At 71.2% G+C, this 15,060-nt stretch carries 12 protein-coding genes; 1 reads left to right on the top strand and 11 read right to left on the bottom strand.

Annotated elements, in window-relative coordinates; genetic code table 11:
• Nucleotides 1–54: 54 nt before the first annotated feature.
• From NBW76_RS09055 to NBW76_RS09005, 11 genes are all read right to left on the bottom strand, one after another.
• Nucleotides 55–2,829 carry a YncE family protein gene (locus NBW76_RS09055; RefSeq protein ID WP_056555637.1) on the bottom strand — a complete coding sequence of 925 codons (2,775 nt, stop codon included), beginning with the start codon at nt 2,827–2,829 and terminating at the stop codon, nt 55–57.
• Nucleotides 2,826–4,127: a hypothetical protein gene (locus NBW76_RS09050; protein ID WP_056555635.1), complete on the bottom strand. Its 1,302-nt coding sequence runs from the start codon at nt 4,125–4,127 to the stop codon at nt 2,826–2,828. The genes NBW76_RS09055 and NBW76_RS09050 overlap by 4 nt, the downstream gene beginning before the upstream one ends.
• A 138-nt stretch (nt 4,128–4,265) precedes the next feature.
• Entirely contained in the window at nt 4,266–5,069 is an 804-nt protein-coding gene (locus NBW76_RS09045) for an ABC transporter permease (RefSeq protein WP_055965787.1), read from the bottom strand.
• Complete coding sequence (locus NBW76_RS09040) at nt 5,066–6,052, bottom strand: ATP-binding cassette domain-containing protein (protein ID WP_055966499.1); 987 nt, start codon at nt 6,050–6,052, stop codon at nt 5,066–5,068. The genes NBW76_RS09045 and NBW76_RS09040 overlap by 4 nt, the downstream gene beginning before the upstream one ends.
• A 121-nt stretch (nt 6,053–6,173) precedes the next feature.
• Nucleotides 6,174–6,632, bottom strand: coding sequence for a hypothetical protein (locus NBW76_RS09035; RefSeq protein WP_055965786.1), 459 nt, complete (start codon nt 6,630–6,632; stop codon nt 6,174–6,176).
• The gene (locus NBW76_RS09030; RefSeq protein WP_056555632.1) at nt 6,632–7,654 is read right to left on the bottom strand and encodes an OmpA family protein; all 1,023 of its coding nucleotides are present in this window, start codon (nt 7,652–7,654) and stop codon (nt 6,632–6,634) included. Before NBW76_RS09030 ends, NBW76_RS09035 begins: the two co-directional genes overlap by 1 nt.
• A gap of 4 nt (nt 7,655–7,658) precedes the next feature.
• The gene (locus NBW76_RS09025) at nt 7,659–8,885 is read right to left on the bottom strand and encodes a pyridoxal phosphate-dependent aminotransferase (protein WP_055965783.1); all 1,227 of its coding nucleotides are present in this window, start codon (nt 8,883–8,885) and stop codon (nt 7,659–7,661) included.
• A gap of 46 nt (nt 8,886–8,931) precedes the next feature.
• Nucleotides 8,932–9,480: a YbaK/EbsC family protein gene (locus NBW76_RS09020; RefSeq protein WP_055965781.1), complete on the bottom strand. Its 549-nt coding sequence runs from the start codon at nt 9,478–9,480 to the stop codon at nt 8,932–8,934.
• A gap of 12 nt (nt 9,481–9,492) precedes the next feature.
• Nucleotides 9,493–10,446 (bottom strand): RluA family pseudouridine synthase, encoded by a 954-nt coding sequence (locus tag NBW76_RS09015; RefSeq protein WP_055965779.1) that lies wholly within the window; start codon nt 10,444–10,446, stop codon nt 9,493–9,495.
• A complete protein-coding gene (lspA, locus tag NBW76_RS09010) occupies nt 10,443–10,997 on the bottom strand; it encodes a signal peptidase II (protein ID WP_235493022.1) in 555 nt (184 codons plus the stop codon). The genes NBW76_RS09015 and lspA overlap by 4 nt, the downstream gene beginning before the upstream one ends.
• 46 nt (nt 10,998–11,043) lie before the next feature.
• Nucleotides 11,044–11,445: a TraR/DksA C4-type zinc finger protein gene (locus tag NBW76_RS09005; protein WP_055965777.1), complete on the bottom strand. Its 402-nt coding sequence runs from the start codon at nt 11,443–11,445 to the stop codon at nt 11,044–11,046.
• A gap of 284 nt (nt 11,446–11,729) precedes the next feature.
• Here NBW76_RS09005 and ileS point away from each other — a divergent pair, with 284 nt between their 5' ends.
• Nucleotides 11,730–14,960, top strand: a complete 3,231-nt coding sequence (gene ileS, locus NBW76_RS09000; protein ID WP_056555630.1) for an isoleucine--tRNA ligase — start codon at nt 11,730–11,732, stop codon at nt 14,958–14,960.
• The last annotated feature ends 100 nt before the right edge of the window (nt 14,961–15,060 follow it).

The raw sequence follows: 15,060 nt of genomic DNA, 5'->3' as shown, positions 1-15,060 counted from the left end.
CGCATCGGCCGAGGCACGCGGGCCGCCCGGGCCGCCGAGGCGGCCCGGGCACGATCAGTCCTTGGGGGCGGCGGGCTTGTCGAGGGCGAACAGGCCCACGTCGAGCACCGGTCCCTTCGGCGGGTCGTTCGGGGCGTCCGGTCCGTACGTCGACGACCACGAGTAGTCGTTGCGGGTGAGGGCCACGCCGCCCTTCCACGGGGTCACGTCGGGCGAGACCTGCAGCCCGTTGCGGGCGTCGGCCCCGAGCTTCCACCGACCGGTGATCTTCCCGCTCCTCGCGTCGATCGTCATGAGCTCGGTGCTCACCTCGTTCGACAACGTGACGAGCACCGAGCGTCCGCCGTCGGTGAGCTGCAGGTCCTCGGACAGGTAGGTGCCGCGGCGTGCCTTCTCCATCGAGGTCTCGATCGAGGAGGTGTCGACGGTCCAGAGCATCTCCTCGTCCTCGAGGGAGTACCGGACGATGCCGCCGTTCTGCGTCATCACCACCGACCCGTCCTCGAAGCCGACCGAGGCGTAGCCACCCACGACGGCGCTCGTCAGGTCGAGCTTCGTGAGGTCGGGCTCGCCGTACGCCCGCTCCTTCGTGCCGGTCTTGGCGACGACCTTGCCCGTGGCCGGGTCGAGCTTCACGAGGGAGTCCGACAGCTTCGACTCCGGGCCCGTGTAGGTGCCGAACGTCACGCCGACCCAGAGTCCGTTCCCGCTGAACGGGGAGACGGTGTTGTCGGCGTCGGGCTTCTTGCCGAACAGGGCGGACGCCTTGGCGGACCAGACCTTCTCGAACGTCGGGGCCCGGAAGGCCTGCACGGTCCAGTCACCACCCTTGGCGTCCTTCGCGGAGACGACGACGAGCGACGGGTCCTCCGGGGTGCGCTGCCAGTAGTACGGCGTGAGCCCGAGGTCGGCGACCTCCACGAGCCGGTCGCCGTCGACGCGGTTGATCGTGTCGTCCTCGGCGATCACGAAGTCGGTGCCGTCGTGGGTGACGATCCGCCCGACGGACTTCTTGGCCGCCGGCACGTCGACCTCGACCTGCTTGCCCTGGCCCGAGCCGACCCTCATCAGTCCCGTGCAGCGGTCGCCCTCGCGGTACGAGAGCAGGATCGAGGTGGCCTTGCGGTCGGGGTCGGACGCCGCGCACACCCGGGCCTCGGGGTCGTCGCCGAGGGTGCCCTTCCAGGTCTTCTTGCCCTTCGTGTCGTAGGCCTGCAGGCGGTTGCCCACGTAGGTGACGACCGCGGAGCCGGTGTAGACGGCGCCGACGGACGACGTGGCGTCGGGGTCGTCGGCCTCGATGGAGGCCAGCGGCTCGGCGTCGACGTCGATCGGGCCGGCGGTGGGCACGGGACGGTCCTGCGGTGCGACCTCCTCGCCGGGCTCGGGGAACGTGAAGACCCCGATGTCGAAGAGGTCGCCCTCCGGCGCCTCGAGCTCGCCGACGCCGTCGAAGGTCCGCTGCCAGGACTCGAAGTTGCGGGTGAGCACGAGCCCGTCCTCGTAGAGGGTCGCTCCGGGCTCCACCTGGAAGCCGTTCGCGTACTCCTCCGGCAGGGGCCACCGGCCGACGAGGGTCCCCTTGGCGGCGTCGACGGCGATGACCTCGGTGGTCGTGTCGTTGCTGACGGTCGCCACGAGGTACCCGTCGGCGGTGAGGCCCTGGGGCAGCACGGTCCGCAGCGGGAACCGCTCGTCGGACGCCTGCTCCAGCTGCGTCAGGTCGAGCTCCCACGTCTGCTTCTTCGTCTCCAGGGAGTAGCGCGACAGCCCACGGGCCTGGGCGAAGATCATCTCGCCCTTCTTCCCGACGGCGAGGGAGCGGTCGAACTGGTTGGCGGCGCTCGCGAGGTCGAACGTGCCCTCCTCCAGCGGCTTCTCCGGCGGTGAGGTGGGCGCCTCGGCGCTGCCGAGGGGCTCGCCGCTCGCAGGGTCGAGCTTGGTCATGTGGTACGTCGAGCCGATCTGCTGCATGGCCCAGGTCGGGTCCCCCGGCGAGAGCGAGACCACGCAGTCGGCCCCCTGGTCCGGGAAGGCGGTGGCGCCCGGGGTGGTCCAGACCGGCTCGAACGAGGGCAGCTCGTAGGCGTCGACGTTGCACTCGGGGTCGCTCAGGCGCGACCCGACGAGCAGCGTCCCGTCGGCGGACGGGAAGAGGTCGAAGTAGGAGTCGTCCTTCAGCCGGGCGATGGGCTCGGGCTCCTTCGCGGTCGCGCGCCACACGACCCCGCGCATGTCGATGAGGTAGTCCTTGCCGTCGACGGTGAGGAGGTTCTCGAACGCTCCACCCGCCGGTTCGCCCTCGAAGTTCGCCCCCAGGTCCTGCTCGGCCATGTTCGAGAGGACCTTGCCGTCGGCCACGCGGACGGTCGCGACGGACGCGCAGTACGTGCCGTCGCCGTAGACCACCGTGAACCGCTTCACGGCCCGGTCCGGCTGGGACACGAAGCAGACCGAGCCGCCCTTGAGGTCGAGCTTCGCGGTCCAGAGCTGGTCGCCGGACTCCAGGTCGTAGCCGGAGATGTCGTCGACGGAGTAGCCGACCGCGGTGGACCCGCTGATGAACGCACCGGAGCGACGCTCGACGAGCGCGGTGTCGAGCGAGCCGACCTGCTCCTCGAGGTCGTCGGCTGCGGCGAAGAGCGCCTTCGCCTCGAGGGCGGGACCCGTGGCCGGCCCGGCCGCGGCGGGCGGCTTGTCGGGCAGCGGGAGCGAGGCCTTCTTCTCCTCGTCCTCACCGCCGGTGCACCCGGCCAGCAGCAGCGCGCTGCACGCCAGGCCCACCCACGTCCGTCGGACGGTCCAGCGGGATCCCCCGAGCCTCGTCATGCGTTCAGCCACTTCCTCGTGTCGTCGAACAGGTCGCGGGTGCGCCCGTCGAGCTTGCCCTCGTAGCCCTCCTGGCCGGGGTTGCCGTAGTAGTACTCGGCCTGGTCGAACACCGACGAGCGGCCACGCTCGGACTCGAGGTAGGCGAAGACGGCCGCGGCACAGACGTAGTTGTTGTACCGGACCTCCTGGTTCTTGTCGTAGAACCCCTCGGCGCCCTTGGCGGCGATGTCGACGAACCGGCCGAAGTGTCCGCGGATCCGGCCTCCGTCCCGGCCCAGCAGCCCCGATGTCCCGTTGTCGGCCCAGGTGGCCAGCCCCTCGGCGGCCCAGGTGGCCTTGGCGCCGGGCGTGATCCACTGGTTCGCCAGCACGTGCACCGCCTCGTGGCAGGCCACGCCCTCGAAGTCGGAGCGGGTCAGCGACGACTGGTGCATGCCGACCCGGCCGGTGCCCTTGGGCAGTCCCTTCGCCGAGGTCGTCTTCTTCTGGCCCTTGGCGAGCTCCTCGGGGTCCAGGAACGGGTGGTAGTAGGCGTGGGCGTCCGCGTCGCCCACGGCCACGCCGCCCCACAGCTTCCCGTCGATCTTCGGCCAGGTGAGCGCGTAGAAGATCTTGTCGACGCCCTTCGGCCGTGGCATCAGGTCGAAGGCGCGCTTGGCGCCGGCCTCGATCGTGCCGGAGATGCGCTTGGCGGTGGCCGCGTCCTTCGAGCGGAAGGCGAGGTAGGTGTGCTTGGTCTCGATCGCGTCGATGTCGGCGACGTCCCAGAAGGACGGGTCGTAGCTCTCCTCCGGCTCGCCGATCCTCAGCAGCTCCAGCGGGGACTTCTCGTCCGCCTTGCGGAAGCTGGCCCGGTAGGTCTCGACCACCTGCTGGCCGTCGGCGCCGCGGACCTGGTGGGCGAAGACGAGGTCGCCGTCGTACTCGACGATGCCGCCGGCACCGTTGCGGGTGCGCCCGCCCGGCACGCCCACGTACCACTCGCCGTCGATGAAGCCGAGCCGGCCGAAGTTCTCGAAGCGCCGGCTCCAGCGCGCACGCACGTCGTCGAGGGAGTAGTCGTCCCCCTTGATCACCTGCAGGAGCTTCTCGACGTCGCCCGTGCCGAAGGCGGTGTTCAGCTGGTCGCGCAGCGCGGCGACGTCGTCCTGGGTGACCGCGTTCCCGGCGTTCGGGCGGTGGATCTTCGGGCCCTTCGTCGCCTCCGTGCCGGGCGAGGAGCCCCCGGAGGAGCACGACGCGACCAGGAGCCCCGCCGATCCGAGCAGGAGGGTCCGACGATCCAACGCGTTCATGCTTCTCCCCGACGTGGTGGTGACGTGCCGACCGATGGTAACCGCCGACGAACCCGGCCCGGGCCACATCGGCAGGATCCGCGCGACGTCGGCAGGACGCCCACCTCGGGGCGGGCTGCTCCGTGCGAGCAGTGGCCGTCAGCGGGAGCCGGCGATGTTGTACTGGCGGATCGAGAGGGGGACGAAGACGGCGAGGATCAGCACCACCCAGATGAGCGTGTACAGCACCGGGTGCTGCATCGACCAGGCGTCGGGCACGGGCACCGAGGCGCTGGTGTTGCCGAACAGCTCGCGGCACGCCTGGGTGACGGCCGAGACCGGGTTCCACTCCACGAACGGCCGCAGGAAGGAGTTGAAGCTCTCCGTGGGCACGAACGCGTTGGAGACGAACGTCAGCGGCATGATGACGATGAACGAGGCGTTGTTGATCACCTCGACGCTGGGCACCAGCAGGCCGATGTAGCCCATGATCCAGCTGACGGCGTAGGCGAACAGCAGCAGCAGGAGGAAGCCCGCGAGCATGTCGAGGACACCCTCGCGCGCCCGCCAGCCCACCAGCAGCCCGGTGAGCGCCATGATGATCAGCGAGAGGACGTTGTAGATGATGTCCGACGTCGTCCGCCCCACCAGCACCGCGGAGCTGGACATGGGCAGCGAGCGGAAGCGGTCGATGATGCCCTTCTGCATGTCCTCGGCCAGGCCGGCCCCGGTGAAGGTGGCACCGAACACCACGGTCTGGGCGAAGATGCCGCCGATGAGGAACTCGCGGTAGTTGAGGCCCTCCCCCGCGTCGATGGCGTTGCCGAAGACGAAGGCGAACAGCAGCACGAACATGATGGGCGAGATCAGGACGAAGACCAGGATCTCGGGGACCCGCTTGATCTTGATGACGTTGCGCTTGGCGACGACCCAGCCGTCGCTCGCGACCCGGGCGGCGCTCATGCGGATGCCTCTTCCTGCTCGTCGGTCTCGGTGGCGGACTCGCGCTCGGCGGCGTGCCCGGTCAGGCTGAGGAACACGTCGTCGAGCGTCGGCCGCCGCAGCCCGATGTCGACCACGGCGACATGCTCGTCCTGCAGGCCCTGCAGGACCACCGCCAGCTGCCTGGCGCCGTCGGTGACGGGTGCGGCCACCCCGCGGCCGTTGGCGTCGACCTGGACGTCGCCGATGGCGACGCCGGCCAGGATCCTGGCGGCGGTGTCACGGTGGGCGGGGTCGGCGACCACGATCTCGACACGCTCGCCGCCGGTACGGGACTTGAGCTCGTCGGCGGTGCCCCTCGCGATGGCGCGACCGGAGTCGATCACCACGATGTCGTCGGCCAGCAGGTCGGCCTCCTCCAGGTACTGCGTGGTCAGCAGCAGGGTGGCGCCGGAGTCGACCAGCTCCTGGATGACGCCCCACATCTGCTGGCGGGCCCGCACGTCGAGCCCGGTGGTGGGCTCGTCGAGGATGAGCACCGGCGGCGCGGCGACGAGGGCGCCCGCGAGGTCAAGCCGACGTCGCATGCCGCCGGAGTAGGTCTTGGAGGGCCGGTCCCCCGCCTCCGCGAGGTCGAAGCGCTCGAGCAGCTCACGTGCCCGGGTCCGCGACGCGGAGCGCCCGAGTCCGTAGAGCCGGCCGATCATGTCGAGGTTCTCGAAGCCGGTGAGGTACTCGTCGACCGCGGCGTACTGCCCCGAGAGCCCGATGCGGGCCTTGACCCCGTCGGGGTCCTTCGCGACGTCGATGCCCGCGACCTCGGCCGTGCCGCCGTCGGCCTTCAGCAGGGTGGCGAGGATGCGGACCGCCGTGGTCTTGCCGGCACCGTTCGGCCCGAGGAGGCCGAGGACGGTGCCTTCCGGCACCGCGAGGTCGAGCCCCGACAGCGCCTCGACCCCCTTGTAGCGCTTGACGAGACCGGTCGCCCGGATCATGTCGGCCATGAGCACACCTTCCTGGTGGTCCTCCGAACTGGAAGACCGCTGGGACGATCATGCCGTGAGCCACGGACAGAACGCATCAGCCGAAGGTCGCGGATCGCGGACCAGCTGGCTCCAGGACCGGTCAGCCCTGCGAGGGCGGTGGCCGGAAGCCCGCCGTGCGCGCCGCCTCCGCGTCCTTGAACCAGACGTCCGCGGTCACCCGGGCGTGCGCCGGGGACCCGGGGAGGTAGTAGGTCAGGGAGTCGACGTTCGCCTTCACCTCGTAGCCGGGGCCGGGCGACCCACCCCCGGGTCCGGGCAGGGCCGAGCCGCGGAAGGGGCCCACCGAGCCCGGGGCGGGACGTTCCGGCTCCTGAGCCGGCTGGGCGGCCTGGGCGGCCGGCCGCGGCCGGACCGGGTCCGACGAGCCGTACCGCGTCTCGGGACCGGGGACGGTCCAGCGGTCGGCGGACGTGGTCGACCCCGTCCCGGTGCCGGGAGCGGCGCGCCGGCGCGAGCCGAGCAGCCAGCCCAGCGCGACGCCGAGAGCGGCGGCGAGCACCAGCCACACGACGATCTCGCCTGCGGTGTACACGGACATCAGCGTTCCTCCACTCGGAAGTCGACCCGACGGTACAGCGCCGACCGGGGGTCGATGCCTCGATCGTCGCCCGAGCCGATCGCGGTGGAGACGAGGCGACCGGCCGGGACGCCACGCGCCACGAGGTAGGCACGCACCACGGCCGCCCGGTCGGCGGCGAGCGAGTCACCCCGCTCGGGGTCGGCGGGCCCGGCGTGACCGAGCACGTCGAGCGAGACGTCCGTGCGTGCCATCACCGCGGCGACGCGGTCCAGGTCGGCGCGACCTCGTGGGCCGAGCACGTCGCTCCCGATCCCGAAGGTGATCCGTGTGCCCTCGAGGACCTGGGCCTGCCGCCGACCGAGACGCGTGGCCCCGGCCGTGAGCGAGACCCGCACGTCGTCGACCGCCTGCTGCTCCTCCAGGGCGGCCGCGACCCGGGCCCGCGTCGTCGGGGCAGCCGTCGTCCCCTCGACCTCGAGGACGCCGTCGCGGATCGTCAGTCGCAGGTCGTCGACCTGGGCGGTGTCGTCGAGCACCGCACCGAGCGCCGGCCACCAGCGCGGCCTCGCGAGCGTGGTGTCCACGGCCAGGTCGACCGCCACCGGCACGCCGCGCACCCTGGCCACCCGCCGACCGATCTCGTCGGCCAGGGCCTTGCTGGGGACCGCGCTGGAGAACGCCACCCCGGTGGGCGACACCTCGAGGGCGAGGTCGATGTCCTCCGCGGTCGACGTCGGCCGCGGCGACGTGCCCACGTCGATCGGACGCACCTCCACCGAGCGCACCCCTGGCACGTCCTCGACGGCGTCGACGGTCCGCTGCACCACCGCGTCCGACGCCGACCACGGGTCGATGCGGACCTCGCGACCCGTGACCTCGACGCCGACCTGGTCGGGAGCCGTCGACCGCACGGCCTGCTCGACCTGGGGCGTGAGCGCCCGGCCGACGTCGCGGGTGCCGACGACCGCACCGCTCACCACCACGACGACCAGCGCGCCGGCCACCGCCCACGTCGCCGTCGTGCGTGTCCCGGGGTCCACCCCGTCAGTCCTGTCGATAGCTGCTGAGGAAGTTCCCGAGTCGCTGGATCGCGTCGCTGAGGTCCGCGGCCCAGGGCAGCGTGACGATGCGCAGGTGGTCGGGCTCGGGCCAGTTGAACCCGGTGCCCTGCGTGAGCAGGATCTTCTCGGCCAGCAGCAGGTCGAGGACGAGCTGCTGGTCGTCCTTGATGGGGTGCACCTCGGGGTCGAGCCTCGGGAACACGTAGAGCGCACCCTTGGGCCGCACGACGGAGACGCCGGGGATCTTCTCCAGCTCCGCGACGGCCGTGTCGCGCTGCTCGACCAGGCGCCCACCGGGGAGCACCAGGTCCTTGATGCTCTGGTAGCCGCCGAGCGCCACCTGGATCGCGTTCTGCGCAGGCACGTTCGGGCACAGCCGCATCGACGCCAGGAGGGTGATGCCCTCGAGGTAGTCGCGAGCGCCCTCCAGCGGCCCGGTGACCACGAGCCACGCCGCCCGGTAGCCGCACACCCGGTACGCCTTCGACAGGCCGTTGAAGGTGAGGGTGAGCACGTCGGGGGCGATCCCGGCCAGGGAGTGGTGCTGGGCGTCGTCGTAGAGGATCTTGTCGTAGATCTCGTCGGCCATGAGGACCAGGCCGTGCCGGCGGGCGAGGTCGGCGATGCCCGCGAGCGTCTCCCGCGAGTAGACCGCACCCGTCGGGTTGTTGGGGTTGATGACGACGATCACCTTCGTGCGGTCGGTGATCTTGGACTCGAGGTCCTCGAGGTCGGGGTTCCACTCGTTCTGCTCGTCGCAGCGGTAGTGGACCGGCGTCCCTCCGGCCAGGTTCGTGACCGCGGTCCACAACGGGTAGTCGGGGATCGGGATGAGGACCTCGTCGCCGTTGTCCAGCAGCGCCTGCAACGCCATCTGGATGAGCTCGGAGACCCCGTTGCCGATCCACACGTCGTCGATGTCGATCGCCGGGAAGTCGTCGACGAGCTGGTAGTGGTGCACGACCGCCCGACGAGCGGACTGGATGCCGCGGGAGTCGGAGTAGCCGGCCGAGCCGGGCAGGGCGGCGATGACGTCCTGGAGGATCTCGGCGGGTGCGTCGAAGCCGAAGGGCTGGGGGTTGCCGATGTTCAGCTTGAGGATGCGGTGGCCCTCGGCCTCGAGGGCGGCGGCACGGGCACTGACGGGTCCGCGGATGTCGTAGAGGACATCCCTCAGCTTCTCGGACTGGCGCACGCGCTGGCTGGACATGCGCTCATCTTCCCAGACCGGTCGGGCTCCCCGGCCACGACGTGGCTCAGGCGCGGCGACCGAGGCCGTCGACGACCTCGACCCCCGGCACACGGGCCAGGACCGAGCCGTCCAGGAGCAGCTTGGACGCCCGGACACCCGAACCCATGACGAGCACCGGCTGCGCGACGACGGCGGCGTCGACGAGCACCCGCCAGCCGTCCGGCAGGCCGAAGGGGGTGATGCCTCCGTGCTCCATCCCGGTGCGCTCGACCGCGTCCTCGTGGGGCAGGAACGACGCCTTGCGCACGTCGAGCACGCGCTTGACCACGCCGTTCACGTCGGCGCGGGTGGACGCCAGGACGACGCACGCGGCGACCCGCTCCTGCCCGTCACGACGTCCGCCCACCACCACGCAGTTCGCGAGCGCCTCCGGCGGCACGCCGTACGCCTCCTGGTTGGCGGCGGTGTCCGACAGCGCGGGATCGATCGCCACCACGCCGACCTCGCGGTCGAGACCGGCCGCGGCCAGGGCGGCCACCACCGACGGGCCGGCCAGGTCGGGTTCGTCGGCCAGCGGCCTCGCCTCGAGGGCTCCCGCGAGCCAGTACCTCATCGGCGGCGCTCGTCAGTCAGCACTGCGGACGACGTCGAGGGCCTGCGCGAGGTCCGCGGGGTAGGGGCTCTCGAAGTCGACGCGCTCCCCCGTCGTGGGGTGGACGAATCCGAGGTGCTTGGCGTGCAGCCACTGGCGGTCCAGGCCGACCCGGGCGGCGAGCGTCGGATCGGCGCCGTACTGCAGGTCACCGACGCACGGGTGGTGCAGCGCGCTCATGTGCACGCGGATCTGGTGGGTGCGACCGGTCTCGAGCTTGATCGTCAGGAGCGAGGCGAAGCGGTGCGCCTCGAGCGTGTCGTAGTGGGTGATGCTCGGACGGCCGTCCGCGCGCACCGTGAACTTGAAGTCGTGCCGGGGGTGCCGCGCGATGGGGGCGTCGATGGTGCCGGTGTGCGGGTCGGGGTGGCCTTGGACGAGCGCGTGGTAGGTCTTCTCGACGGTCCGGTCGCGGAACGCCTGCTTGAGCACCGTGTAGGCCCGCTCGGACTTGGCGATCGTCATGAGCCCGCTCGTGCCGACGTCGAGCCGCTGCACGATGCCCTGCCGCTCCGGTGCGCCCGACGTCGAGATCCGCACGCCCGCACCCGCGAGGTGCCCGACCACGGTCGGGCCCTCCCAGCCGACGCTGGGGTGTGCAGCCACGCCGACCGGCTTGTCGACGACGACGATGTCGTCGTCCTGGAAGACGATGCTCATGCCCTCCACGACCTCGGCCACGACGGTGGCGGTCCGCGGAGCCGGGATGGTGGCCTCGAGCATGGCGCCGGGCTCGACGCGCTCGGACTTCTGGGGCACCTGGCCGTCGAGGAGCACGAGCCCGTCGGCCACGAGCTCGCTCGCCCGGGTGCGCGAGAGACCCAGCAGACGCGCGAGCGCCGTGTCGACGCGCTCACCTGCGAGGCCCTCGGGCACGGAGATCACGCGGTGCTGGCTGGGGTGCTGGCCGTGGTCGGTGTCGCTCACGCGCGCTCCTTCGGGTCGGTGCGTGCGCCGTCGAGGCCGACGCCCTGCCAGGTGCGCACGACGACGAGGACCGCGGCGACGGTGAGGTAGATGTCGGCCACGTTGCCCACGAAGAACCCGCCGTAGTCGATGAAGTCGACCACGTGGCCACGGAAGGGGCCGGGCTCGCGGAGGATGCGGTCGGTGAGGTTGCCGAGCGCGCCGGCCAGCAGCAGCACGAGGCCCACGGTCCAGACCCGGTCGCGCAGGCGGGCGGCCATGCGCACCACCACGACGCACACCACGACCGACACGATGCTGAGGACGACCGTCATGGACGCGCCCATGCCGAAGGCGGCACCGGGGTTGCGCAGGAAGGTCAGCTCGAGGACGTCGGGCAGGAGCCGGATCGGCTCGTCTCGGTCGGCCAGCCGCTCGACGGCCAGGACCTTGGTGACCTGGTCGACGACCCAGGCGACCGCCACGGCGGCGAGGAACAGCGGGAGGACCCGGCGGCGGGGCGCGGGCACGGCGCTGGAGGGCTCGGGCGTCGCGTCGGAGGATTCAGGCATGTCGTGGGTCATCGTCCCACGTGCCACCACACGAGCCGGGCTCGGCTCAGCGACGCTCCTCGCGCTGCTTGCACTCCTTGCACAGCGTGGCGCGGGGGAAGGCCTGCAGACGCATCTTGCCGATCGCCTCGCCGCACACCTCGCACACGCCGTAGGTGCCCTTGCCGAGCCGGTCGAGGGCCTTCTCGGTCTGCAGCAGCAGCTCGCGCTGGTTGGCGGCCAGGGACATCTCGGCGTCACGCTCGAGGCTGTTGGAGCCGACGTCGGCCTGGTCGTTGCCGGCACCGTCGACGCCGTCCCGCAACAGGTCCTGCAGCTCCTTGGCGGAGAGGTCGAGCTCCTTGCGCAGGCGGAGGAGGTCGTCCTCCAGCTCGACGCGGATGGCCGCGGTCTCGTCGGCGGTCCACGGATCTTCGTCCGCCCGCACGGCCAGGGTGGTCTTGGGCATGGCCAGACAGTAGACCCGGCAGGTCCACCGCACAACTTCGCCCTGTGCCCCGGCTCCCCCGCCTGCGGGGTACCCTGTCAGGCACAGCGTTCGAGCCGTCATCAGCGGCGAGCTTCCGGAAGAACGGGGTCCCTCGCGGGCCCTCAGTAGAACCGGACGGGTGGCCCGTCACAGCCGTTCGACGAGTGGTCGCAGCCGGCAGGTCCGGGGGTGGCAACCGAGGTGGTACCGCGGTCCTTCCAGGGTCGTCCTCGAGCAGAGCAGACCACCGAGGAGCAGCCGCCATGACCTACCCGAAGGCTCAGACGGGCACCGACCAGCCCGCGACCGCCGTCCCCTCCACCCCTCGCTTCCCCGAGATCGAGGAGCGCGTCCTCGCGTACTGGAAGAGCGACGGCACCTTCCGGGCGAGCGTCGAGGCCCGCGACGGCGGCGCCGACGGCTCGAACGAGTTCGTCTTCTACGACGGTCCCCCGTTCGCCAACGGGCTCCCGCACTACGGCCACCTGCTGACCGGCTACGTCAAGGACGTGGTCCCGCGCTACCAGACCATGCGGGGCCGCAAGGTCGAGCGCCGGTTCGGCTGGGACACGCACGGCCTGCCCGCCGAGCTCGAGGCCATGCGCCTCAACGGCATCAAGACGACCGACGAGATCGTCGAGATGGGCATCGACCGGTTCAACGAGGCCTGCCGCGCCTCGGTGCTGAAGTACACCGGCGAGTGGGAGGAGTACGTGACCCGCCAGGCCCGGTGGGTGGACTTCGAGAACGACTACCGCACGCTCAACCCGGAGTACATGGAGTCGGTCATCTGGGCGTTCAAGCAGCTGCACGACAAGGGCCTCGTGTACGAGGACTTCCGCGTGCTGCCCTACTGCTGGAACGACGAGACGCCCCTGTCCAACCACGAGCTGCGCATGGACGACGACGTCTACCAGAACCGCCAGGACCCGGCGGTCACCGTCGGCTTCGAGATCACCGGCGACGGACCCCTGGCCGGCGCGCGGCTGATGATCTGGACCACGACGCCCTGGACCCTGCCGAGCAACCTGGCCGTCATGGTCGGCACCGGCATCGACTACGTCGCGGTCGAGCACGAGGGCACTCGACTGGTGCTCGCCGAGGCACGCCTGGGCGCCTACGCCCGCGAGCTCGGTGACGAGCCCACCGTGGTCTGGCGCGGCACCGGCGCCGACCTCCTCGGGCTGTCGTACACCCCGCCGTTCAGCTACTTCGTCGGTCACGAGAACGCGTTCCGCGTCGTGGCCGCCGACGACGCCGTGACCACCACCGACGGCACCGGCCTCGTGCACAGCGCCGGCGCGTTCGGCGAGGTCGACAAGGAGGTCACCGACCGCGAGGGCATCGTGGCCGTCATGCCCGTGGGCAAGGACGGCCGGTTCACCGTGCCGGTCACCGACTACGAGGGCATGCAGGTCTTCGACGCGAACCCGCACGTCATCGACGACCTGAAGAACGGCACCGGCTCGGTCTCCCCGGGCACGATCCTGCTGCGTCGCGAGACGTACGACCACTCCTACCCGCACTGCTGGCGCTGCCGCGAGCCCCTCATCTACAAGGGCGTGGAGTCGTGGTTCGTGCAGGTCACGGCGTTCAAGGACCGCATGGTCGAGCTGAACCAGCAGATCCGTTGGGTCCCCGACCACATCCGCGACGGCCAGTTCGGCAAGTGGCTCGAGAACGCGCGCGACTGGTCGATCACGCGCAACCGCTTCTGGGGCTCCCCCGTGCCCGTGTGGAAGAGCGACGACCCCGCCTACCCGCGGCTCGACGTCTACGGCTCGTTCGAGGAGCTGGAGCGGGACTTCGGCACGCTCCCGATGAAGGACGGCGTCCCCGACCTCCACCGGCCGTACGTGGACGACCTGGTGCGCCCGAACCCCGACGACCCGACCGGCCGGTCGATGATGCGTCGCGTGCCCGACGTGCTCGACGTCTGGTTCGACTCGGGCTCCATGTCGTTCGCCCAGGTGCACTACCCGTTCGAGAACGGCGACTGGTTCGAGGACCACTTCCCCGCCGACTTCATCGTCGAGTACATCGGCCAGACGCGCGGCTGGTTCTACACGCTGCACGTGCTGGCCACGGCACTGTTCGACCGTCCCGCGTTCGAGGCGTGCGTCAGCCACGGCATCGTGCTCGGGTCCGACGGCAACAAGATGAGCAAGTCCCTGCGCAACTACCCCGACGTCTCCGAGGTCTTCGACCGCGACGGCGCCGACGCGATGCGCTGGTTCCTCATGGCGTCGCCGATCCTGCGGGGTGGCAACCTCGTGGTCACCGAGCAGGGCATCCGCGACTGCGTCCGCCAGGTGATGATCCCGCTCTGGAACAGCTGGGCGTTCCTCGGCCTCTACGCCAACGCCGCCGGCTACGAGGGGCAGCCGCTCACGTCGGCGCCGAGCGACCCGCTCGACCGCTACGTGCTGGCCAAGCTGGGCCGGTGGGTGCGCGACATGACGACCCAGCTCGACGACTACGCGATCGCGGAGGCCTGCGAGTCGACGCGCGAGTTCCTCGACGTGCTCACGAACTGGTACATCCGACGCTCGCGGGAGCGCTTCTGGCTGTCCGACGCCGGTGCGGAGCTCACGGCCGAGCAGCGGGCACCGTTCGACACGCTGCACACGGTCCTGGAGACCGTCTGCCGGGTGGTCGCCCCCCTGCTCCCCCTGACGACGGAGGAGATCTGGCGCGGTCTCACCGGTGGACGGTCGGTGCACCTCACCGACTGGCCCGACGCCGACGCCTACGTGCGCGACGACGCCCTCGTCGACGCGATGGACCAGGTCCGCGCCGTCTGCTCGACCGGTTCGGCGCTGCGCAAGGCCTCGGCCCTGCGTGTGCGGCTCCCGCTCGCGTCGCTCGAGGTGGCTGTGCCCGATCCCGGCGCCCTCGAGGGCTTCGAGGACGTGGTGGCCCGCGAGCTCAACGTGAAGCACGTGCGGCTGATCGCGGCCGACTCCGACGAGGCGGCCGCACACGGGCTCACGTCGCGGCTGACCGTGCACGCCCGCGCGGCCGGACCCCGGTTGGGCAAGGACGTCCAGCACGCGATCCGCGGGTCGAAGACCGACGACTGGTCGGTCGCCGACGACGGCACCGTCACGTCCGGCGGCATCGAGCTGCAGGAGGGCGAGTACACGCTCGAGCAGGTGGCCGGGTCGTCCGGTGGCACGGAGATCGCGGTGCTTCCGGGCGGCGGATTCGTGGCGCTGGACACCACGGTGACGCCGGAGCTGGAGGCCGAGGGCCTGGCGCGCGACGTCGTGCGCGGCGTGCAGCAGGCCCGGCGCGACGCCGGCCTGTCGGTCTCCGACCGCATCACGCTCCACCTGGACGGCGACGACGCCGTGCTGGCCGCGGTCCGCACCCACGAGGCGCTCGTCGCGGGCGAGACCCTGGCGACCTCGGTCTCGCTGGGCGACCTGCCCGACGGCACGCCGATCGACGTCACCGGCGCGACCGCCCGCGTCGCGGTCACGAAGGCCTGACCCTCCCCGCGAGGGTGCGGGAGATTCCCAGGTCGACCTGGGAATCTCCCGCACCGCACGGCTTTCCCACGTCTGCACGGCTTGCTATCCGTGCTGGAGC

Source organism: Aeromicrobium sp. Leaf245, assembly GCF_942548115.1.
Lineage (GTDB): Bacteria > Actinomycetota > Actinomycetes > Propionibacteriales > Nocardioidaceae > Aeromicrobium.
Note: the sequence above shows the minus strand (reverse complement) of the source record. Positions and strands in the feature narration are given on the sequence as shown.